Origin of the sequence: Pseudomonas sp. KBS0710 (assembly GCF_005938045.2) — a bacterium.
In the GTDB taxonomy this organism is placed as follows: Bacteria; Pseudomonadota; Gammaproteobacteria; order Pseudomonadales; family Pseudomonadaceae; genus Aquipseudomonas.
Map to the genome: position 1 here is coordinate 6,493,997 of NZ_VCCF02000001.1, position 20,948 is coordinate 6,514,944.

Below are 20,948 nucleotides of genomic sequence, written 5' to 3' on the forward strand. Positions count from 1 at the left end.
GGGGCACTAGGCCAGACATGTGTCGGGCAGCCGGCAAGCGCTATGGGTATAACGCGCAGCAACTGTGGGAGTGGGCTTGCTCGCGAAGGCGTTGCATCAGTTACACATTCGGTGACTGACACTGCGCATTCGCGAGCAAGCCCGCTCCCACATGGGTATCGAGTTGCAGCTTATTCCACGATCGGCGTGGGCTGGATCGCAAGCTGATCGGCCAGGCGTACAAATGCGGCCAGGTCCAGCTGCTCGGGGCGCAGGCCGCCGTCGACGCCGGCGGCTTCGATCTCGGCGTTGCTCAGCAGCGCCTTGAGCGTGTTGCGCAGGGTCTTGCGGCGTTGGTTGAACGCTTCACGTACCACGCGCTCCAGCAGCTTGTGGTCCTTGGCCGGGTGCGGCAGCACCGCGTGCGGCACCAGGCGCACGATGGCCGAGTCGACCTTCGGCGGCGGGTTGAAGGCGCCAGGGCCGACGTTGAACAGGTGCTCCACGCGGCAGTGGTACTGAACCATGATCGACAGGCGGCCCCAATCGCCGCCACCTGGGCCTGCGGCCAAACGCTCTACCACTTCCTTTTGCAACATGAAGTGCATGTCGCGGATGATCCCGGCATTGTTCAGCAGGTGAAAAATCAGCGGCGTAGAGATGTTGTACGGCAGGTTGCCGACCACCCGCAGGCTGTTGGGCGCAGCGTTGAGGCTGTTGAAGTCGAACTTCAGCGCATCGCCCTGGTGCAGGTTGAAGTTGGGCATGCCGGCGAATTGCTGGTTGAGGATCGGAATCAGGTCCTTATCCAGCTCAACCACGTCCAACTGGCCGCCACTGTTGAGCAGGCCTTGGGTCAAGGCGCCCTGGCCCGGGCCGATTTCCAGCAGGCGGTCTTCTGGCTTGGCATGGATGGAGCGCAGGATACGGTCGATCACGCCAGCGTCGTGCAGGAAGTTTTGCCCGAAGCGCTTGCGCGCCCGGTGTTGGTAATGCTCAGTCATATACGGGTCTCGGCCATCTGATAGGCGGTTTCCAGGGCCACGTGCAGGCTGCCGGTATCGATCTTGCCGCTGCCCGCCAGGTCCAGGGCAGTGCCATGGTCGACGGAGGTGCGGATGATCGGCAGGCCCAGTGTCACGTTGACTGCGGCGCCGAAACCTTTGTACTTCAGCACGGGCAGCCCCTGGTCATGGTACATCGCCAGCACTGCGTCGCAGTGCTCCAGATATTTGGGGGTAAACAGAGTGTCTGCAGGCAATGGGCCACGCAGGTCCATGCCTTCTTGGCGCAGGCGCTCTAATGTCGGTTCAATGATGTCGATTTCTTCATGGCCCAAATGACCGCCTTCACCGGCGTGCGGGTTGAGCCCACAGACCAGGATGCGCGGTTGGGCAATGCCGAATTTCTGTTGCAGGTCGGCGTGCAGGATACGTGTGACACGCTCTACACGCTCGGCAGTGATGGCATCGGCGATATCGCGCAACGGCAGGTGCGTGGTCACCAGCGCAACCCGCAGGCCGCGAGTGGCCAGCATCATCACCACTTGTTCGGTATGGGTCAGCTCGGCGAGGAATTCGGTATGGCCGGAAAAGGCAATGCCGGACTCGTTGATCACGCCCTTGTGCACCGGGGCGGTGATCATGCCGGCGAAGTCGCCGTCGATGCAGCCTTGGCCTGCGCGCGTCAGGGTTTCCAGCACAAACGCCGCATTGGCCTTGTCCAGTTGCCCGGCAACCACCTTGGCTGCGAGCGGGGTGTGCCACACATACAGGCTGCCAGCGGGGGCGGGCAGGTCGGGCCAGTTGCCCGGCGCCACGTCCAGCAAGGTGACAGCCACACCCAGTTGCGCGGCCCGCTCAAGGAGCAGGTCGCGGCTGGTAATGGCAATCAGGGGGTGTGGCTGAGGGTGCGAGGCGAGCAGCAGGCACAGGTCTGGACCAATGCCGGCCGGCTCACCGGGTGTTACCGCGAAACGCTGGGGTTTCACTGTGCTGCCTGGTCGGTGCCTGTTTGCTCGGCACCTGGCAGCTTGTTCTCTACGTAGGCTTCGTCACGGATCTGACGCAACCAGGTTTGCAGCTCTTCGTCGTACTTGCGGTTCCGCAGTACGGTGAGGGCTTGTTGCTCGCGAGCCTGGGTGGTGTTGTCGGTAGCGCGACGGCCAAGGACTTCCAGGACGTGCCAGCCATATTGAGTGCGGAACGGCTTGGACAGAACACCTTGTGGGGTCTTGGCCATGACGTCCTGGAACTCGGGCACCAGGCCTTTCGGGTCGATCCAGTTGAGGTCGCCACCGTTAAGGGCTGAACCCGGGTCTTCCGAGAAGCTCTTGGCCAGGGTGGCGAAGTCTTCACCGCCTTCAATGCGGTCATAGATCTTCTGGGCCAGTTCCTTGGTTTGTGCCTCGGTACGGATTTCGCTAGGTTTGACCAGGATGTGACGAACATGCACTTCGTCTTTCAGCGAGGTCTCGCCGCCGCGTTTGCCCAGCAACTTGAGAATGATGAAACCGCCCGGCGTGCGGGCTGGCTGGGTAATTTCACCCACGCTCATGGCGCTCAGCTCACGGTCGAATGGAGGTGGCAGTTGAGCGGCTTTACGCCAGCCCATGTCACCGCCGTCCAGGGCGTTATCGCTGCCGGACATGGCAATGGCCGTTTGGGCAAAGTCAGCACCGGCTTTCAGGCGATCATAGATAGCCTTGGTTTTCGCCGCAGCGGCATTGAGCTGCTCGGAGTTGGCGCTGTCCGGGGTTGGAACCAGGATGTTGGCCAAGTGCAGTTCTTCGGAGAGCTGCATCTTGCCGAGGTCCGAGGCCAGGAAGTTCTTCACTTCCTGTTCAGACACCTGAACCCGCTCCGCTACACGGCGCTGACGCACACGGCTGATGATCATTTCACGCTTGATCTGGTCACGGGCGTCTTCATAAGACAAACCATCGTGGGCCAGGGCAGCCTTGAACTGGTCAACGCTCATGTTATTGCGTTGAGCGATGGTGCCGACGGCCTGGTTCAGTTCTTCGTCCGAAATACGGATGCCGGAACGCTCGCCGATCTGCAGTTGCAGGTTTTCGACGATCAGGCGCTCCAGTACCTGTGGGTCCAGCACGCTGGTAGGCGGTACGCCGCCGCCACGTTTGGCGATGGTTTGCTGAACTTCCTTGACTCGTTGGTCGAGTTGGCTCTGCATGATCACGTCGTTATCGACGATGGCCACTACCTTATCCAGCTGTTGAACCGCAGCGTGCGCCGATGCGGCCCCCAGGAACAGCGCGCCCAGCACTAGCGGGCGCAAGCAATCAGAAAGCTTGGTCTTCACGTTCACGATAACCTTCAATGCCTTTGTCGAGGAAGCTCTCTACCTTGGCGCCGGTCAGGCCGCCGAGTCCTTTGAGGACGATCTGGAAGAAGAGCCCGTGGTCACCCTTTTCGTTCTGAGGGGCGATCTGCGTATATTCGTCGTTGGAAACCCAGTATCGGTTGATGACGCGCAGTTTCCAGCAGCAGTTGTCGTACTCGAAACCACCGAAGGCTTCCAGAGTGCGGTTGCGGGCATAGTCATACTGCCAGCGGGTGATCAGGTTCCACTGCGGAATGATCGGCCACATCATCGAGAAGTCGTGTTGCTGGATTTTGTAGTAATCCTTCACGAAACCAGGTTGGCCTTCGGTGCCGAAGTCGCCACCGAACTGCCATTTGCCGGTCAGTTGGTTGTAGACCACTTGGTCGTTGCGATAGCGATAGCCGAGGTTGACAACCTTGTTCGGGTTGTCTTCCGGCTGGTAGTGGAACATCGCGCTGCCGGAACGAGGACTGTGGCTTTCAGTGTCCCAGTTGTAATCGGCAGTGGCGCGCCAGTCGCGGTTGAAGCGGAACTCGTATTCCAAGGCGATTGGCGAGACATTCGAATGAGCGTCATCACGCGTCTTGGCATCAATACCCGGCAATTGAACTTCACGATCCTTGAAGTAGACCGCCTGGCCGATGGATGCACGTTGACGCTCAAAGCCGTTCTCTTGAATCCAGCGGCTGGTCAAGCCAAACGACAGCTTGTTCTCGTCGCCGATACGGTCCGAACCGGAGAAGCGGTTATCGCGGAACAGCGAGGAGTAGCTGAACACGTTTTCGCTGGTATCGAATACCGGAATGTCTTTCTGGTCTTTCTCTGGGACGTAGAGATAGAACATGCGCGGTTCAAGGGTCTGGCGATAGTTTTCACCGAACCATTGGGTATTGCGGTCGAAATACAGGCCGCTGTCGATGCTGGCGATTGGAACTGCGCGATCCTGTGAGCTGTTGAAGCTCTCACCCAGTGCCGAGGCGCCGAGACGGTTGGTCAGCAGGTCATTTTTGCCAGTGCCGTCCAGGTCAAGATCGTACTTGGTGTAGACGTACTTGAGCTTCGGCGTGATGTAACCATAGGTCGCAGTCAACGGCAGCGAAATGCTTGGAGCCAGGTTCAGACGCGTACCGTTCGCACGGTTCAAGCCCAATACGTAAGTGTCCAGACGAGGCGTGCCATTTGCCTGGGGGAACGGATTGAATGGGCCGCCGTCTTTTTCCGTGTAGTTGCCGGTTTCGAGATCCCGATCAAACCTTACAGCCTCGGTTTCATAAGCGAGGTCTACGCCGCCTGGATGGTAAGGCAGCGTACCGTTGAAGGTCAGTTGCGGCAGACGGTCATACGGGGTGATCTGCGACACGGTCGCCAGCTGATAAGCCTGGACGTTCAAGCGTGCCTGATAGGAGTCGCCGCGATAGGTCAAGGCACCTTGTTGGTTCACAAAGTCCTGAGCTTGAATACCTTCCTGGTAAGTCTTCAGGTCCTGGAAGAAGTAAGGATCGCTGATGTTGGTGTAGTCGACCATGCTGGTCAGACGCGAATCAAGCCCGCCTTTATGCTGCCAATTGAGCATGTAACGGGTTTTTTCGTAATCAGTCTGTTTCTTGCGCTCGTCGCTGTCGTCGTTCAGGTACGCGCCGCCGAACTGACCTTCGCTGGACTTGGTGAGGTAGCGGAATTCGCCTTCCACCATCATGCCGCGCTTGGTCATGTATTGCGGGTACAACGTGGCGTCGTAGTTTGGCGCCAGGTTGAAGTAGTACGGCGTAACCAGTGTAAAGCCGGTTTCGCTGCCGGTGCTGAAGCTTGGCGGCAGGAAGCCGGATTGACGACGGTCGTCGATCGGGAAGTAGATGTACGGGGTGTAGAGGATCGGGATGTTCTTGATCCGCAACGTCGCGTTGGTGGCCGTACCGAAACCGGTGGCCGGGTTCAACGTGATGTTGTTGCCCTTGAGCTGCCAGGCGTTGCTGTCCGGCTCGCAGGTGGTGTACGTACCGTCCTTGAGACGGATGATCGCGTTTTCGGCACGCTTGGCGTACAGCGCGTTACCGCGAATGCGCGACTTGTGCAGCACGTACTCGGCATTGTCGATCTGGGCCGCGCCGGTATCGAGCTGGACTTCGGCGTGGTCGCCGACGATCAGGGCACCGTTGTCACGCAGGCGCACATCGCCGTTCAGCTCGCCACGGTTCTCGGCCTGGTACAGGTTGGCTTCCTGAGCCTCCAGCTGCATGCTGCCCTGGCGCATGACGACGTCACCGGCCAGGGTCGCAACCTGCTGTTCCTGCTCGTAGCGAGACACCTTGGCACCGATGAAGGTCGGCGAATCGCTTTTGTCCGTCTTGTCGTTCATGCCAGGACGGGTCGGCTCGATGTACGCGCCGGAGCAATACGGGCCGGTCTCAGCCAGTTGGGCTGCGGTCAGCTTATCGCGAGGCACCCAGTCCAGGTGGCTGTAGTCGGCGCTGCGCGAACGCAGGCCACGGCCCTTGGCCTCGGTGACCAGAGTGGTCTTCGGCTCGGCCGCAGCGGTGCCGCCAGCATCGGCTTGCGCCGTGCTGCCAGCGGCGCTGACGGCTGCGCCGTCGTGCACCGGGCGCGGTGGTAATGGGGCTGCGGCGGTTTTTGGCGCGCAATCCCAGGCACCCGAAGCAGAGACTGAGCAGTCATACTGTTCCGCGGCGACCACGAATGAGGTGGCGAAAGGTTGCATGGCCAGCAGACTGCCGGTTACCAGCAACGGAAATTTTCTACGAAACGCGGGGGATTTCAATGCCATCTTATTAGTCCGGGCTTCCTGCGTGCCATCTGCCCGCGGTTTGGGCCGCACGCCTCTCGATGGTCTGAAAAAGATGCGTGATAATAAAGCATGACCCGCTTGACGGCTAGCGCCGTCGGAGACCCTTGTAATGCCCGAGCAAGATCTACGTTTACAACAGCTGAAAGTTTGGCTGGATGAGCAGTTGCCGATCCTTTTCAACGCTCAGGACTGGGGTGTCGTACCTCCGGCCACATTGACCGCGGCCAGCAGCGACGCGAGTTTCAGGCGTTATTTCCGCTGGGAGGGCGGCGGTCGTTCGTTCGTCGTCATGGACGCTCCACCGCCCCAGGAAAACTGCAAACCTTTCGTCGATATCGCTGATTTACTCGCGAAATCGGGAATAAATGTGCCAAAAATTTATGCAGAAGATTTGCCGCGCGGCTTTCTTTTGCTGAATGACCTGGGCCAAAAAACCTATCTGGACGTGATTGACGCGCAAAACGCCGATCAATTGTTTGCCGATGCCATCGACGCGTTGCTGGCTTTTCAGCAATTGCCGATGGACGCACCGCTGCCCAGCTATGACGTCGCCTTGTTGCGTCGTGAGCTGGAATTGTTTCCGCAATGGTACGTGCGCCAACATTTGGGTATCGAATTCGACACCCAGCAGTTGGCCTTATGGCAGCGCGTCAGTGATCATTTGATCGATAGCGCTCTGGCCCAGCCCAAAGTGCTGGTGCATCGCGACTATATGCCGCGCAACCTGATGATCAGCGAGCCGAACCCCGGCGTGCTGGACTTCCAGGACGCGGTCTATGGCCCGGTTACCTATGACATCACCTGCTTGTTCAAGGATGCGTTCCTCAGTTGGCCGAAGGCGCGTGTGCGCGAGTGGCAGCGCGGCTACTGGGAGCGTGCAGGTGCGTTGGGCATCCCGGTGCAGGCTGATTTTGACGAGTTCCTGCGCGCGAGCGACGTGATGGGCGTGCAGCGCCACCTCAAGGTCATCGGCATTTTTGCACGCATCTGCCATCGCGACGGCAAGCCGCGCTACCTGGCCGACGTGCCGCGCTTCTTTGCTTATATAGAAGCGGTACTGGCCGATCGTCCGGAGCTGGGCGAGTTGGGTGAGTTGCTCGCCAGCCTGCGTGAACCGACCGAGGCGCACGTATGAAGGCGATGATCCTGGCGGCGGGCAAAGGTGAGCGGATGCGCCCGCTCACGTTGCACACGCCCAAACCACTGGTGCAAGCGGGCGGCAAGCGTTTGATCGAGTATCACCTTGAAGCGCTGGCCAAGGCCGGCTTCAGCGAAATCGTGATCAACCATGCCTGGCTCGGCCAGCAGATTGAAAGCTACCTGGGTGATGGCGCGCAGTTTGGCTTGCGCATTCAGTACTCGCCCGAGGGCGAGCCGCTGGAAACCGGTGGCGGTATTTTCAAGGCGCTGCCGTTGTTGGGCGACGAGCCATTCCTGCTGGTCAATGGCGATATCTGGACGGACTTCGACTTTGCCAGTCTGCACAACAAGGCGCTGGAAGGGCTTGCCCACCTGGTCATGGTCGACATGCCTGCCCATGCGCCAACGGGAGGCGACTTCTATTTGGACAACGGCCTGCTTCATGATGCCGCGCCCGGTGCCGATAACCTGACCTTCAGTGGCATTTCAGTGCTCGACCCACAGTTGTTCGCGGGTTGCAGCGCCGGTGCCTTCAAACTGGCGCCGCTGTTGCGGGAGGCCATGGCCAAAGGTCTGGTAACGGGAGAGCACATGACGGGACGCTGGATTGATGTCGGCACGCTGGAGCGTCTGGCGCAGGTTGAAACCTTGCTGACTGCGGGGCAATAAGATGTTGTGGCCAGGGACACTGATCGGTGCCGGGGCTGGCTTTGCCATTGCCAGTATTCCGGGGGCCTTGTTGGGCGCATTGCTGGGGCAGGCACTGGATCGCCGCCTGCAGTTGCACAGCTGGGCGCAATTGCGCGAGCGCCTGGGCGGGCGCCCGGCGTTGCGCAACGACGAGTTGCTGTTCGTGTTGTTGGGGCGCCTGGCCAAGAGTAATGGCCGGGTGGTGGATGGGCATATTCAGCAGGCGCGCCAGGAAATGCGCGCGCTGGACATGAGCGAGCCGGCCCAACGCCGGGCGATTACAGCGTTCAATCGTGGCAAGTCCGGTTCCGACCGGGTGCGCAATTACCTGCGTGTGCTCAAGGCTCAGCCCCATGCGGCGGAAGGTGTGTTGCGTGCATGCTGGCGCATGGCCTGGGCGGACGGCAGGGCCGACGACGCCGAGCGCGACCTGATCGACCTGTGGGGCAAGTGGCTCGGGTGGACGCCACAACAGCTGCAGGCGCTGGCCTCTGATTACGCCCCCGAACGCAAGCCGTTGGCCAATCGTGGCGGGGCGTATCAGGAGGCACTGCGGATTCTGGGGGTGACGTCCACCAGCGAACCGGCCGCCATCAAACGCGCTTATCGCCGCCTGCTCAGTCGCCATCACCCGGACAAAATCGCTGGCACGGGAGCAAGCCTGGCGCAAGTGCGTGAGGCCACCGAGCGCACCCGCGAGCTGCATAATGCGTATGCGTTGATTCGTGAGCGGCGCGATTTCAGGTAGCTGCCACCCCTTAGCTTGATAACTCAATCGAGTGTGGGAGCGGGCTTGCTCGCGAATGCGGTGCATCAGTCGACATCTTCAGTGACTGACACTGCGTATTCGCGAGCAAGCCCGCTCCCACATCAGGTCTGCAGTGTTCTTGAAATAGCGTGTCAGCCTTCTTTCGGCTCCGGGCTCAACCACCCACGAATCCGCCGATACAGCTGCTCTTGCTCAGCCGCACTGTTGCCCGGCAGGGTCTTGAGCGACACCTGTTTATAGCCGTCATTCTTCGCCCGCTTGGCAGCCTGGCTGCGTTCCAGGGCGTTTTTGCGCTCTTGGGCGCCGTCCTGGTAATACACATCCGCCGTCGGCACTTTCAGCGCCGGCGCCAGTTTTTGCAGGTCCGGCTGCCTGGCCGCAGGCGTCTTGCCGGCCACCATCACCAACTTCTGCACTTGGGACGGTTGCTTCTCGCTCAGGTAGCGCGCAGCCCACCAAGCGCCGGTGCCGTGGCCGAGCAGCACCACGCTGCGCGCGCTTTGGGTTTGGGCAAAGGCAACGGCGGCGTCGATGCGATCAAAGATGCGCTTGGCGTCGGTCTTGTCCTGTTCATCGGCGCCCGGCACCACGGCCGGGTCAGTGCCTTCGGCTTCAGCGCTGGCGGCTTGTTCGATCGGTTTGGCGGCCGTACTGCCGTCTTTGCTGCTGGTGTCGACCGCAGCTTTAGGCGACTCCATGACCCGTGGCGGCAAGGTGTCGAGGTTCACATCCGGCAACGACAGGCTCAAGGTGCCCCAGTCGGCGTCGGGTAATTTGCGGCGCAAGGGCGCGATTGCCTGTGGCCAATCGGCGCTTTCCCCGGCGCCCGGCACAATAATCACCACACCTTCAGGTTCGGCGCTGTTGGCCGGTTTCCACAAGGCCAGGAATGAATCGCTGCCGGCCTGCAATTGTTGCTGTTCCTGGGGTGGCAGTTGACGCTCCAGGGCGCTGGCTTCTTCCTGGCTGCGCTCGGGCAGCGGCTGGCGTTCAGCCGGTTTTTCGGCGGCGGGCGCAGGTGCATCGGCGGCCTGGACAGTGAAGGCGCTGGTCAATAGCAGCGACAGGCACAAGGCTGACAGTGCCGAACGGTGGTGAAAGGGCATGGTGGGTTCCCGGCCAGAAGTAATTCCAGCAGCCTAATGGGTTGGTCGGTATTTGTCAGTGTATCGGCGGTGTGTGCCGGGCCTTGATGGCGGCGCCATTTGGTCTGTGAATGCTGGGCAACCGAAAATCCCGAGCTACTCTTGTGCCAGCCCATCATTAACAAGAGGCCGCGCACATGAGTACTTCCTCATTCAAGATCGCCCACAAACTGCTGACCGGCGCTGGCGCCATCGAACAACTGGCCGCCGAACTCACGCGCCTGGATGTGGATAACCCGCTGATCGTCACCGATGCCGCGCTGGTCAAGTCCGGTACCGTCGCGTTGGCGCTTGAGCACTTGGGCGAGCGCACCTATGAGATTTTCGACCGTGTGCTGCCCGACCCGGAAATCGCCATCGTCGAGGACTGCATGCGCGTGTACCGCGAAGGCGGGCATGATGGCTTGATCGGCGTGGGCGGCGGCAGTGCCATCGACATTGCCAAGAGTGTCGCGGCCTATGCTGGTTACCACGGCGCGCTGGCGGACTTGTTCGGCGTCGACCAGGTGCCGCGCAAAGGCCCGCCGCTGATCGCCATCCCGACCACCGCTGGCACCGGCTCAGAGGTGACCAACGTGGCGATCCTCTCCGACAAGGCCGCACAGCTGAAAAAGGGCATCGTCAGTGATTACCTGCTGCCGGACGTCGCGCTGATCAGCCCGCAAATGACCCTCACCTGCCCGCGCAGTGTCACCGCCGCCAGTGGCGTGGATGCGCTGGTGCATGCCATCGAGTCCTACCTGTCGCTGAATGCCTCGCCGATCACTGACGCGCTGGCCATCGGCGCGATCAAGCTGATCGCCAATGCGCTGCCCAAGGCCTATGCCAACCCGACCAACCTGCAGGCCCGTGATGATATGGCCACCGCCAGCCTGATGGCCGGTATGGCGTTCGGCAATGCCGGCGTCGGCGCGGTGCATGCCTTGGCGTACCCGTTGGGCGGGCGATTTAATATTGCCCATGGTGTGAGCAATGCGCTGTTGCTGCCTTATGTAATGCACTGGAACAAGCTGGCCTGTGTGGAGCGCATGCAGGACATTGCCCAAGCCATGGGTGTGAATATCATCGGACTCAGCGTCAACGATGCTGCCGACCAGGCGGTCGAGGCGATGACGCGACTGTGTGCTGCCGTGGAGATCCCGGTGGGGCTGAGCAGCTTTGGTGTGCCGGAAGACGCGATCCCCGCCATGGCGACGGAAGCGGCGGGTATCGAGCGCCTGATGCGCAACAACCCGCGCAAGCTCAGCGCGGCGGATATCGAGAAAATCTACCGGGCGGCTTACTGACCATTGAGTTAGGTCACGGTGCGCAGGGTAAAGCATGAGGTATACAATGCGCGCCATCGTGATTTAGCTCAAAAAAGGTGCGTCATGCAGCCCTTCGTTATCGCTCCATCGATTCTCTCCGCCGATTTCGCCCGCCTGGGTGAAGAAGTGGACAAGGTATTGGCCGCCGGTGCCGACTTCGTGCACTTCGACGTCATGGACAACCACTACGTGCCCAACCTGACTATCGGCCCGATGGTTTGCGCGGCACTGCGCAAGTACGGCATTACTGCGCCGATCGATGCGCACCTGATGGTCAGCCCGGTGGACCGCATCGTCGGTGACTTCATCGAGGCCGGCGCTACCTACATCACCTTCCACCCGGAAGCCACGCTGCACGTCGACCGCACCCTGCAACTGATCCGTGAAGGTGGTTGCAAGGCGGGCCTGGTGTTCAACCCGGCCACGCCGTTGAGCGTGCTGGAGTACGTGATGGACAAGGTCGACATGGTCTTGCTGATGAGCGTCAACCCGGGCTTCGGTGGACAGAAATTTATCCCCGGCACCCTGAACAAGCTGCGCGAAGCCCGCGCGCTGATCGATGCGTCGGGCCGTGATATCCGCCTGGAAATCGACGGCGGGGTTAACGTCAACAATATCCGCGAAATCGCCGCTGCTGGCGCTGACACCTTTGTGGCCGGCTCGGCGATCTTCAACGCCCCCAACTACCAGGAAGTCATCGACAAGATGCGGGCCGAACTGGCGCTGGCGCGTCCATGAGCGGTTTTGAGCAGTTGTTCCCCGGCAAACTGCCACGGCTGGTGATGTTCGATCTGGACGGTACGTTGATCGATTCGGTGCCAGACCTGGCGGCGGCGGTGGACGAGATGCTGCTCAAGCTGGGGCGCAAGCCGGCAGGCGTCGAATCGGTGCGTGAGTGGGTCGGCAATGGCGCGCAGATGCTGGTGCGCCGGGCCTTGGCCAACCACATCGATGCCGATGGTGTGGATGAGGTCGAGGCCGAGCACGCCCTGGAACTCTTCAATGTCGCCTATGAAAGCAGCCATGAGCTGACCGTGGTCTACCCCGGCGTGCGCGACACGCTCAAGTGGCTGCATAAGCAAGGCGTGGAGATGGCGCTGATCACCAACAAGCCGGAGCGTTTTGTCGCGCCGCTGTTGGACCAGATGAAAATCGGCCGGTATTTCCGCTGGATCATCGGTGGCGACACCTTGCCGCAGAAAAAGCCTGACCCGGCGGCGCTGTTCTTTGTGATGAAAATGGCCAATATTCCGGCCTCGCAATCGCTGTTTGTCGGTGATTCGCGCAGTGATGTGCTGGCCGCCAAAGCCGCTGGCGTGCAGTGTGTGGCGCTGAGCTACGGTTATAACCATGGCCGGCCGATCGCCGAAGAATCGCCGGCGCTGGTGATTGATGATCTGCGACTGTTAATCCCCGGTTGCTTGGGAGCGGGCGCTGAGATAACGTTGCCCGACATCGAATCAACCCCTTCTGGAAACTCCATCGTGGTGGTCACTCGCAAACTCTGGATGAAAGTCATCAAGGCCCTTGCCCGCTGGCGTTGGCGCGCCTGACTGATCCTGGCCGCGCTGCGGCACGTTTGCACACCTGACCGTTTGACCCTCAAGCCACGAGGCACCTCATGACCCGCGAAGAATTCCTGCGTTTGGCCGCTGCCGGCTACAACCGTATCCCCTTGGCCTGCGAAACCCTGGCCGACTTCGATACGCCGCTGTCGATCTACCTCAAACTGGCCGACGAACCCAACTCTTACCTGCTCGAATCGGTACAGGGCGGCGAGAAGTGGGGCCGTTACTCGATCATCGGCCTGCCGTGCCGCACCGTGCTGCGTGTGCATGACCATCATGTGAGCATCACCCATGATGGCGTCGAGATCGAAAGCCATGACGTAGAAGACCCACTGGCCTTCGTCGAAACCTTCAAGGCGCGCTACAACGTGCCGACCATTCCCGGCCTGCCGCGTTTTAACGGTGGCCTGGTGGGGTATTTCGGCTACGACTGCGTGCGCTACGTGGAAAAACGCCTGGGCAAATGCCCGAACCCGGACCCGCTGGGCGTGCCGGACATTCTGCTGATGGTCTCCGACGCGGTGGTGGTGTTCGACAACCTCGCCGGCAAGATGCACGCGATTGTCCTCGCCGACCCGTCCCAGGCCGATGCCTTTGAGCAAGGCCAGGCCAGCCTTGAGGCATTGCTGGAAAAACTGCGTCAGCCGATCACCCCACGTCGTGGCCTGGACCTCAGCCGTCCGCCAGCTGCCGACCCGATCTTTCGTTCAAGCTTTACCCAGGATGACTACGAGCGCGCAGTCGACACCATCAAGGAATACATCCTTGCCGGTGACTGCATGCAGGTGGTGCCGTCGCAACGCATGTCCATTGACTTCAAGGCCGCGCCGATCGATCTGTACCGCGCGCTGCGTTGCTTCAACCCGACGCCGTACATGTACTTTTTCAACTTCGGCGACTTCCACGTGGTGGGCAGTTCGCCGGAAGTGCTGGTGCGGGTCGAAGACAACCTGATCACCGTGCGCCCGATCGCCGGTACACGCCCGCGTGGCGCGACCGAAGAAGCCGACCTGGCGCTGGAAGAAGACCTGCTGAGTGACGACAAGGAAATTGCCGAGCACTTGATGCTGATCGACCTGGGCCGCAACGACACCGGGCGGGTGTCGGAAATCGGCTCAGTGAAGCTCACCGAGAAGATGGTCATCGAGCGGTATTCCAACGTGATGCACATTGTGTCCAACGTCACCGGCGAGCTGAAAGCCGGGTTGACCGCGATGGACGCGTTGCGGGCGATTCTGCCGGCGGGCACCTTGTCGGGCGCACCGAAGATTCGCGCGATGGAGATCATCGACGAACTGGAGCCGGTCAAGCGTGGTGTGTATGGCGGCGCCGTGGGTTATTTTGCCTGGAACGGCAATATGGACACCGCGATTGCGATCCGCACCGCCGTGATCAAGGACGGCGAGCTGCATGTGCAGGCCGGTGGCGGGATTGTGGCTGACTCGGTGCCGGCCCTGGAATGGGAAGAAACCCTGAACAAACGCCGCGCGATGTTCCGGGCGGTGGCGTTGGCTGAGCAAACGCCGCAAGCTTGAGATTAGATGTAGATCAAAATGTGGGAGCGGGCTTGCTCGCGAATGAGGAGTGTCAGTCACTGAATGTGTAACTGATAGACCGCATTCGCGAGCAAGCCCGCTCCCACAGTTGTTTTGTGGGGCGTTTAGGATCCGCTTAGAAGTCCAGACTCACCCCAACATTGACGCCTTGCTGGGTAAAGCTGTCATCCTTCCTCACGTTATACGCCGCCCGTAGCGCCAGCTCCTGAGTCAGCTTGTGGCTCACCCCCAAGCTCAACCGATCCGAATTGCTGCGTGGCGTGTAACCGTCCAGCTTGAAGTCGATGCCTGGCACGCTGTTGAGCGAAATCTTTACCTTCTGGGTGTCGTTTTCGAACTCATGCTCGTGGGCCACTTCGCCAAACACTTGGGTCTGCGGCGTAATCCGGTAGCTGCCTTGCAAGCCCATGCCGAGGCGCTTGGAGTCGCGTTGCTGGTCATCGAACGTCAGCGCGGTGGAGCGGTTGTCCTTTTCCGAATAGCCATCGACTTCGACCCGCGAGTAGTCGGCGCTGATGAACGGTGACAGGTGCCAGTCGCTGCCGGCGCCGGCAATGTCGTAGCCCAAGCGGCCGCTCAAGGCCCAGAGCCAACCGTCGGTGTCGCCTTTTTCGCCGCCTTCGCTGACGCCCAGGGCGAACTTGCGCTTGAGACTGTCGAAGTCCAGCTTGCCGCCGGTCAGCGCCGCATCGGCCCACCAGTGGTTTTGCTGATATTGCGCGAAGGCGGTGCCCATGTAGCTGTTGAGCTTGTAGTCCGAATCGCGGGCGCCGGCTTCGAGTGTCTGGCGATACAAGCCGGCGGCCACGCCTACGCGCCAGTTTTCGTCGAGGCGATAGCTGCCGCCGACGTTCACGTTGTAGCCACTGCCGTCGCCGCTGGCCGAACTGCGTTGGTCATCAAAGTCCAAATGCTGGCCACCACCGGCGACAATCGCGCGCCATTGGCCGACGGCCTGCCAGTTGCCATTGTCGGCTTGCCACTGGTTGCGCAGTTCATCCTGATGGGCGCGCAAGGTGCCTTGGGCCATCTCCGGCAGCAAGGTCACTTCCCACGGCGCGGCGAGCAGCGAGTAGGCGTAGTCGGCGATCAACTGTTGCCCGGCAATGGTGGGGTGTACCGAGTCGTTGTAGATCAGCTTGGTCGGGTCCGGGTTAGTGCCGCCAATGCCATAGACCGGGTTGGCGGTGCAGCCGTTGCCGCTGAAGCAGGTGCCGGTGAGGTTTTGCCCGGTGGCCAGGCCAAAGCGCGCAGGGTTGGCGAAGGTTTCATTGAGCAGTAACGGGATGTTCAGTGGGATGACCTGGGCGTCGATCTGCGACAGGCGCTGCACCAGCGCCTGGTTGAAAATGTTACTGAGGGCCGAGCTGGCGCCTTGCGCGGGCGTGCCGTTGATGGCGGGCGTCAGGCCCAGGTCAGGCAGCATCCACACCATGATGTAGCGCGCGCCAGCCTGTTGCAGCGCTTGGGCGCTGTCGGCCAAACGCCCGCCGGCGGCAACGGCCTGGCCTGGGCTGAGGACGCGCCCTTGCAGGAAGTCATTGCCACCGCCAGACAGGAAGTACAGCGCGTTCGGGTCGGCCCGCCCGCCGTTGGCCGGCAGATAACCCTGGCGGCTGCGCAGCACCGTGCCACCTCCGGCGTTGCCGGGCGGGATCGCCGCATTGGAGACCGAAGTGATGGAGTCCAGGATGTTGTCGGTACGGTAGCCGCCGACCGCCCAGTTATTGCCATCGGGTAAACCCTGGGCGGCACGCACGGGCGAGGTGGAGGCATTCAGGTCGTTGGGGGCCACTCCCAGCTTGGAGCCCAATAGCGTTGATGACACCAGGCCATAATCGCCCTGGAATGTCGGCCCGGTGCGGTTGGTAAAGCGCAAGGTGGCACCGGCCGAGCCATCGGGGAACTGGCCGGCGTCGGCCAGGCTGTCGCCGAACACGACCATGGTTGAGTAAGGTGAAGGTGCTGCAAACGCCTGCGCGCAGGCCAGTGACAGGAGGCAGCCGGCAAGGGGCGCGAAAAACGGTGGTCTGAGCATGCAAAATTCCATTTAGTTGTTTTTGTGTCGGAAGCGAAACACTAGCAATGTAGTTAGGGTTTTCTTCGAAGAAAACAGTTTTTTCTTACAAATACTCGGTGGTGACCCCCGGAATCGCTGCTCCATATTGCACCGCTGGCGAGGCTACGTTACTGTGCCTGAACGTATGAATGAGACCCTCCCCGTGTTGATCATCAGCAAACTCTTGATGCGAGTAGTCAAGGCACACGCCCGTTGGCGTTGGCGCGCCTGACATTTTTCTCTGCCGGCTTGGCCGGACCTGTACCGATTTGCCTTCTTTACCCTTTGTTTGACGCCCCTTGCCGGCTCACCCTGGCAACCGGAACGTGCGTCTGGCAGCGGGACACTCTCTTGGAAGGCGGTCATTCGAAATCAGTGAATTCAAGAGGTTTGAACCCACATGTTGCTGATGATTGATAACTACGATTCCTTTACCTACAACGTTGTGCAGTACTTGGGCGAGCTCGGTGCCGAGGTAAAAGTGGTGCGCAACGACGAACTGACGGTCGCCGAAATCGCCGCTCTGAACCCTGAGCGCATCGTGGTTTCGCCTGGCCCGTGTACGCCGACCGAAGCGGGCATATCCCTCGAAGCGATCAAATATTTCGCCGGTAAATTGCCGATCCTGGGCGTGTGCCTGGGCCACCAGTCCATCGGCCAGGCGTTTGGTGGTGACGTGGTGCGTGCGCGCCAAGTGATGCACGGCAAGACCAGCCCGGTGTTCCATAAACACCTTGGCGTTTTCCACGGCCTCAACCTGCCAGTGACCGTCACGCGCTACCACTCGTTGGTGGTCAAGCGTGAAACCCTGCCCGAGTGCCTGGAGCTGACCGCCTGGACCCAGCTGGAAGACGGCTCGGTCGACGAGATCATGGGCCTGCGCCACAAGACACTGAATATCGAAGGGGTGCAATTTCACCCCGAATCAATCCTGACCGAGCAGGGCTACGAGCTGTTCGCCAACTTTCTCAAGCAGAGCGGCGGCACGCGCTAAGGACTTTCCATGGATATCAAGACTGCCCTGAGCCGTATCGTCGGCCATCTGGACCTGAGCACCGCTGAAATGAGCGATGTGATGCGCGAGATCATGACCGGTCAATGCACCGACGCACAGATCGGCGCGTTCATGATGGCGATGCGCATGAAGAGCGAAAGCATCGACGAAATCGTCGGTGCCGTGTCAGTGATGCGTGAGCTGGCCGACAAGGTTGAGCTCAAGACCCTCGACGGCGTGGTCGATGTGGTCGGCACCGGCGGCGACGGTGCGAATATTTTCAACGTGTCGACGGCTTCTTCTTTTGTGGTGGCGGCTGCCGGTTGCACGGTGGCCAAACACGGTAACCGTGCGGTGTCGGGCAAAAGCGGCAGCGCCGACTTGCTGGAGGCGGCCGGGATTTATCTGAACCTGACGCCGGTGCAGGTGGCACGCTGTATCGATAGCGTGGGCATTGGCTTTATGTTTGCCCAATCCCATCACGGCGCCATGAAGCACGCCGCCGGCCCGCGCAAGGACCTTGGCCTGCGCACCCTGTTCAACATGCTCGGCCCGCTTACGAATCCGGCCGGCGTGAAACATCAGGTGGTCGGTGTGTTCAGTCAGGCGCTGTGCCGGCCATTGGCCGAAGTGTTGCAACGTCTTGGCAGCAAGCACGTGCTGGTGGTGCATTCCAAAGATGGCCTGGATGAGTTCAGCCTGGCAGCGCCGACTTTCGTGGCGGAGCTGAAGAATGACCAGGTCACTGAATATTGGGTCGAGCCCGAAGACCTCGGTATGAAAAGCCAAAGCCTGCATGGCTTGGCGGTGGAAAGCCCGGCGGCCTCGCTGGAGTTGATCCGTGATGCCTTGGGGCGCCGCAAGACAGAAAACGGCCAGAAAGCCGCAGAAATGATTGTTCTGAATGCTGGCGCGGCACTTTACGCGGCGGACCACGCCTATAGTCTTAAGGAAGGTGTCGCCTTGGCCCACGATGCGTTGCACACCGGTCTGGCTCGCGAAAAGCTCGAAGAGCTGGGAGCATTCACCGCTGTGTTCAAAATGGAGAATGAAGGATGAGTGTCCCGACCGTTCTGGAAAAAATCCTCGCGCGCAAAGCTGAAGAAGTCGCCGAGCGCCGTGCCCGTGTGAGCCTGGCTGAGCTGGAGGGGTTGGCAAAGAGCGCTGACGCGCCGCGTGGTTTTGCCGATGCGCTGATCAAGCAGGCGAAGGAAAAGCAGCCGGCCGTCATTGCCGAGATCAAAAAAGCTTCGCCCAGCAAGGGCGTGATTCGCGAAGTTTTCATTCCTGAAGACATTGCCAAGAGCTATGAGAAGGGCGGCGCAACTTGCTTGTCCGTGTTGACCGATATCGACTTCTTCCAGGGTTCCGACCTGTTCCTGCAACAAGCCCGCGCTGCGTGCAAGTTGCCGGTGATCCGCAAGGACTTCATGGTTGACCCGTACCAGATCGTCGAAGCCCGCGCCTTGGGCGCCGATTGCGTGCTACTGATCGTCTCCGCGCTGGATGATGTGAAGATGGCTGAGCTGGCGGCCGTGGCCAAAAGCGTCGGCCTGGACGTGCTGGTGGAAGTACACGACGGTGATGAGCTGGAGCGTGCGCTGAAAACCCTCGACACGCCGCTGGTGGGGGTTAACAACCGTAATCTGCACACCTTTGAAGTCAGCCTGGAAAATACCCTGGACCTGTTGCCGCGTATTCCGCGTGACCGTTTGGTGATTACCGAGAGCGGCATCGTCAACCGCGCCGACGTGGAACTGATGGAAATCAGCGGTGTGTATTCATTCCTGGTGGGCGAGACGTTCATGCGCGCCGAGAACCCAGGGGCGGAATTGCAGCGGCTGTTCTTCCCGGAGCGTGGCGTGGCGGTGAGCGGTTCGACCCTCGACTGATTTGAAATACGGTCAAAAATGTGGGAGCGGGCTTGTGTGGGAGCTGGCTTGCCTGCGATAGCATCACCTCGGTGTTTCTGGAAGACCGCGGTGCCTTTATCGCAGGCAAGCCAGCTCCCACATTTGGTTTTGTGTTGGTTCAGATGATAGGTGTTCGATGATTGAGCCGGTGTCGATGACAGTTGAAGCAGGGCTTGCCGCCGAGCAAGACTTGCTGGCGGCCGTTTGCGCCGGTGAACAGGAATTCGGGCTACTGTTCTGGCAGCCAAATGACCAGGCTTTGGTGATGCCGCGCCGTTTGAGCCGCTTGCCGGCTTTTGACGCTGCCAGCCAGGTTTCGGCAGCTGCCGGTTGGCCGGTGCTACTGCGCGAAACCGGCGGAGAGCCGGTGCCGCAGTCGGCCGCCACGGTCAATATCGCACTGGTTTACGCGCCGCCACGCAGCGAAGGTGATCAGGGGCGTATCGAAACCGGTTATCAGCGTTTGTGCCAGCCGATCTGCGACTTGCTGATTGAGTTGGGCGGTGACGCTTCTGTTGGCGAAATTGAAGGCGCCTTCTGCGACGGTCGCTACAACGTCAACCTCAACGGCCGCAAGATGGTCGGCACTGCCCAGCGCTGGCGGCAAAGCGCTGGCCGCCCGGTGGGTTTGGTGCACGGCGCGTTGTTGCTGGATAACGACCGCGATGAGCTGATTGCGGCGGTCAATCGCTTCAACCAGGCTTGCGGGATCGATCAGCGGGTGCGGGCCGACAGCCATATCGCGTTGCACGAAGCTTTCTCCGCTCCGGATGCGATCACCCGGTTGGACGCGTTGTACCGGCAGATGCTGGCCGGGTTCCTGCCAGGTTAACGCGTACCGAACACCACCATCGTCTTGCCTTTGACGTGTACCAGGTTGCGTTCTTCCAGGTCCTTGAGGACACGACCGACCATTTCCCGTGAGCACCCGACAATACGTCCGATCTCCTGGCGCGTGACCTTGATCTGCATGCCGTCGGGGTGAGTCATGGCGTCGGGCTGTTTGCACAGTTCCAGCAAGCAGCGGGCCACGCGGCCGGTGACATCGAAGAAAGCCAGGTCGCCCACCTTGCGTGTGGTGTCGCGCAGGCGCTGGGCAATTTGACCGCTCAAGGCGTAGAGGATGTCGGGATCGTGTTGGGCCAGTTCGCGAAACTTTGCATAGCTGATCTCGGCGACTTCGCACTCGACCTTGGCCCGCACCCAGGCACTGCGCTCCTGCTCTTTGCCGGCTTGTTCAAACAGCCCCAGCTCGCCGAAAAAATCGCCGGTATTGAGGTACGCGATGATCATCTCACGGCCGTCTTCATCTTCGATCAGGATGGTGACCGAACCCTTAATAATGAAGAACAGTGTTTCGGAGCGTTCGCCCGCGCAAATGATGTTGTGCTTGACCGGGTAACGCCGGCGCTGGCAGTGCATCAACAATTTGTCGAGGTTCTTGATCTTGGGTGTGGGAGCAAGAGCAACCATGGTTGTATCCCGAAAAGACTGCACGGTGTGGTTGGAATTATTTTTATCCAGCGGTAACCGCATTGATACACGCTGTACAAAGGGTGGCAATGCGCCATTGAATTGGCGCCAGCTTAACAGACACATTCTGCCTCGATTAGGGAATTTAGCGGGCAAACGTCGTCATTGATCGTTTTCATGCCGGGCGCTGCGGTTTCAAGACCCTGT

At 60.5% G+C, this 20,948-nt stretch carries 18 protein-coding genes; 11 read left to right on the forward strand and 7 right to left on the reverse strand.

From position 1 onward, the window contains the following. Window positions 1-170: 170 nt before the first annotated feature. From rsmA to FFI16_RS29690, 4 genes are read right to left on the reverse strand one after another with little or no spacing between them, the layout of a single operon-like run. Window positions 171-983, reverse strand: a complete 813-nt coding sequence (rsmA, locus tag FFI16_RS29675) for a 16S rRNA (adenine(1518)-N(6)/adenine(1519)-N(6))-dimethyltransferase RsmA (protein ID WP_138813605.1) — start codon at window positions 981-983, stop codon at window positions 171-173. Then, window positions 980-1,969 carry a 4-hydroxythreonine-4-phosphate dehydrogenase PdxA gene (pdxA, locus tag FFI16_RS29680; protein WP_138813606.1) on the reverse strand — a complete coding sequence of 330 codons (990 nt, stop codon included), beginning with the start codon at window positions 1,967-1,969 and terminating at the stop codon, window positions 980-982. The genes rsmA and pdxA overlap by 4 nt, the downstream gene beginning before the upstream one ends. After that, complete coding sequence (locus FFI16_RS29685) at window positions 1,966-3,306, reverse strand: peptidylprolyl isomerase (RefSeq protein WP_138813607.1); 1,341 nt, start codon at window positions 3,304-3,306, stop codon at window positions 1,966-1,968. Before FFI16_RS29685 ends, pdxA begins: the two co-directional genes overlap by 4 nt. Next, on the reverse strand, window positions 3,281-6,106 hold the full coding sequence (locus FFI16_RS29690; RefSeq protein ID WP_138813608.1) for an LPS-assembly protein LptD: 2,826 nt from the start codon (window positions 6,104-6,106) through the stop codon (window positions 3,281-3,283). Before FFI16_RS29690 ends, FFI16_RS29685 begins: the two co-directional genes overlap by 26 nt. A 130-nt stretch (window positions 6,107-6,236) precedes the next feature. Between FFI16_RS29690 and FFI16_RS29695 the strand changes: the two genes are divergently transcribed. The 3 genes from FFI16_RS29695 to FFI16_RS29705 are packed head-to-tail and all read left to right on the forward strand — an operon-like array spanning window position 6,237 to window position 8,705. Continuing rightward, window positions 6,237-7,262, forward strand: a complete 1,026-nt coding sequence (locus FFI16_RS29695; RefSeq protein ID WP_138813609.1) for an aminoglycoside phosphotransferase family protein — start codon at window positions 6,237-6,239, stop codon at window positions 7,260-7,262. Next, complete coding sequence (gene murU / locus FFI16_RS29700) at window positions 7,259-7,936, forward strand: N-acetylmuramate alpha-1-phosphate uridylyltransferase MurU (protein ID WP_138813610.1); 678 nt, start codon at window positions 7,259-7,261, stop codon at window positions 7,934-7,936. The genes FFI16_RS29695 and murU overlap by 4 nt, the downstream gene beginning before the upstream one ends. A 1-nt stretch (window position 7,937) precedes the next feature. Then, complete coding sequence (locus FFI16_RS29705) at window positions 7,938-8,705, forward strand: TerB family tellurite resistance protein (RefSeq protein WP_138813611.1); 768 nt, start codon at window positions 7,938-7,940, stop codon at window positions 8,703-8,705. A 152-nt stretch (window positions 8,706-8,857) separates the two neighbouring features. Here FFI16_RS29705 and FFI16_RS29710 read toward each other — a convergent pair whose 3' ends face one another. Then, complete coding sequence (locus FFI16_RS29710) at window positions 8,858-9,832, reverse strand: alpha/beta hydrolase family protein (protein WP_138813612.1); 975 nt, start codon at window positions 9,830-9,832, stop codon at window positions 8,858-8,860. 176 nt (window positions 9,833-10,008) lie between these two features. On the opposite strand from FFI16_RS29710, the gene FFI16_RS29715 reads away from it, so the two are divergent. The 4 genes from FFI16_RS29715 (at window position 10,009) to trpE (ending at window position 14,281) form a co-directional block, all read left to right on the forward strand. After that, window positions 10,009-11,157, forward strand: coding sequence for an iron-containing alcohol dehydrogenase (locus FFI16_RS29715; protein WP_138813613.1), 1,149 nt, complete (start codon window positions 10,009-10,011; stop codon window positions 11,155-11,157). Between the two features lie 84 nt (window positions 11,158-11,241). Beyond that, on the forward strand, window positions 11,242-11,916 hold the full coding sequence (gene rpe, locus FFI16_RS29720) for a ribulose-phosphate 3-epimerase (protein ID WP_017138077.1): 675 nt from the start codon (window positions 11,242-11,244) through the stop codon (window positions 11,914-11,916). Beyond that, window positions 11,913-12,731 (forward strand): phosphoglycolate phosphatase, encoded by an 819-nt coding sequence (locus FFI16_RS29725; RefSeq protein WP_138813614.1) that lies wholly within the window; start codon window positions 11,913-11,915, stop codon window positions 12,729-12,731. Before rpe ends, FFI16_RS29725 begins: the two co-directional genes overlap by 4 nt. A gap of 68 nt (window positions 12,732-12,799) precedes the next feature. After that, entirely contained in the window at window positions 12,800-14,281 is a 1,482-nt protein-coding gene (trpE, locus tag FFI16_RS29730) for an anthranilate synthase component I (protein WP_138813615.1), read from the forward strand. Between the two features lie 136 nt (window positions 14,282-14,417). Here trpE and estP read toward each other — a convergent pair whose 3' ends face one another. Beyond that, window positions 14,418-16,340: an esterase EstP gene (estP, locus tag FFI16_RS29735; protein WP_138813616.1), complete on the reverse strand. Its 1,923-nt coding sequence runs from the start codon at window positions 16,338-16,340 to the stop codon at window positions 14,418-14,420. A gap of 421 nt (window positions 16,341-16,761) precedes the next feature. On the opposite strand from estP, the gene FFI16_RS29740 reads away from it, so the two are divergent. The 4 genes from FFI16_RS29740 to FFI16_RS29760 all read left to right on the forward strand — a co-directional run bounded on the left by FFI16_RS29740 (window position 16,762) and on the right by FFI16_RS29760 (window position 20,100). Next, window positions 16,762-17,355, forward strand: a complete 594-nt coding sequence (locus tag FFI16_RS29740) for an aminodeoxychorismate/anthranilate synthase component II (protein WP_138813617.1) — start codon at window positions 16,762-16,764, stop codon at window positions 17,353-17,355. 9 nt (window positions 17,356-17,364) lie between these two features. Continuing rightward, entirely contained in the window at window positions 17,365-18,414 is a 1,050-nt protein-coding gene (gene trpD / locus FFI16_RS29745; protein WP_010206948.1) for an anthranilate phosphoribosyltransferase, read from the forward strand. Further along, complete coding sequence (gene trpC / locus FFI16_RS29750; protein WP_138813618.1) at window positions 18,411-19,247, forward strand: indole-3-glycerol phosphate synthase TrpC; 837 nt, start codon at window positions 18,411-18,413, stop codon at window positions 19,245-19,247. Before trpD ends, trpC begins: the two co-directional genes overlap by 4 nt. A gap of 157 nt (window positions 19,248-19,404) precedes the next feature. Then, the gene (locus tag FFI16_RS29760) at window positions 19,405-20,100 is read left to right on the forward strand and encodes a lipoate--protein ligase family protein (protein ID WP_138813620.1); all 696 of its coding nucleotides are present in this window, start codon (window positions 19,405-19,407) and stop codon (window positions 20,098-20,100) included. Here FFI16_RS29760 and crp read toward each other — a convergent pair. Next, the gene (gene crp, locus FFI16_RS29765) at window positions 20,097-20,741 is read right to left on the reverse strand and encodes a cAMP-activated global transcriptional regulator CRP (RefSeq protein WP_056857865.1); all 645 of its coding nucleotides are present in this window, start codon (window positions 20,739-20,741) and stop codon (window positions 20,097-20,099) included. The genes FFI16_RS29760 and crp overlap by 4 nt on opposite strands. Window positions 20,742-20,948 lie beyond the last annotated feature (207 nt).

What these genes read in the sequence shown, in the direction of transcription:
- FFI16_RS29695 (WP_138813609.1), top strand. Translation starts at nt 6,237, where the DNA reads ATGCCCGAGCAAGATCTACGTTTACAACAGCTGAAAGTTTGGCTGGAT.
- FFI16_RS29710 (WP_138813612.1), bottom strand. Translation starts at nt 9,832, where the DNA reads ATGCCCTTTCACCACCGTTCGGCACTGTCAGCCTTGTGCCTGTCGCTG.
- trpD (WP_010206948.1), top strand. Translation starts at nt 17,365, where the DNA reads ATGGATATCAAGACTGCCCTGAGCCGTATCGTCGGCCATCTGGACCTG.
- FFI16_RS29715 (WP_138813613.1), top strand. Translation starts at nt 10,009, where the DNA reads ATGAGTACTTCCTCATTCAAGATCGCCCACAAACTGCTGACCGGCGCT.
- FFI16_RS29760 (WP_138813620.1), top strand. Translation starts at nt 19,405, where the DNA reads ATGATTGAGCCGGTGTCGATGACAGTTGAAGCAGGGCTTGCCGCCGAG.
- FFI16_RS29740 (WP_138813617.1), top strand. Translation starts at nt 16,762, where the DNA reads ATGTTGCTGATGATTGATAACTACGATTCCTTTACCTACAACGTTGTG.
- FFI16_RS29725 (WP_138813614.1), top strand. Translation starts at nt 11,913, where the DNA reads ATGAGCGGTTTTGAGCAGTTGTTCCCCGGCAAACTGCCACGGCTGGTG.
- rsmA (WP_138813605.1), bottom strand. Translation starts at nt 983, where the DNA reads ATGACTGAGCATTACCAACACCGGGCGCGCAAGCGCTTCGGGCAAAAC.
- murU (WP_138813610.1), top strand. Translation starts at nt 7,259, where the DNA reads ATGAAGGCGATGATCCTGGCGGCGGGCAAAGGTGAGCGGATGCGCCCG.
- FFI16_RS29690 (WP_138813608.1), bottom strand. Translation starts at nt 6,106, where the DNA reads ATGGCATTGAAATCCCCCGCGTTTCGTAGAAAATTTCCGTTGCTGGTA.
- FFI16_RS29705 (WP_138813611.1), top strand. Translation starts at nt 7,938, where the DNA reads ATGTTGTGGCCAGGGACACTGATCGGTGCCGGGGCTGGCTTTGCCATT.
- crp (WP_056857865.1), bottom strand. Translation starts at nt 20,741, where the DNA reads ATGGTTGCTCTTGCTCCCACACCCAAGATCAAGAACCTCGACAAATTG.
- trpC (WP_138813618.1), top strand. Translation starts at nt 18,411, where the DNA reads ATGAGTGTCCCGACCGTTCTGGAAAAAATCCTCGCGCGCAAAGCTGAA.
- rpe (WP_017138077.1), top strand. Translation starts at nt 11,242, where the DNA reads ATGCAGCCCTTCGTTATCGCTCCATCGATTCTCTCCGCCGATTTCGCC.
- trpE (WP_138813615.1), top strand. Translation starts at nt 12,800, where the DNA reads ATGACCCGCGAAGAATTCCTGCGTTTGGCCGCTGCCGGCTACAACCGT.
- estP (WP_138813616.1), bottom strand. Translation starts at nt 16,340, where the DNA reads ATGCTCAGACCACCGTTTTTCGCGCCCCTTGCCGGCTGCCTCCTGTCA.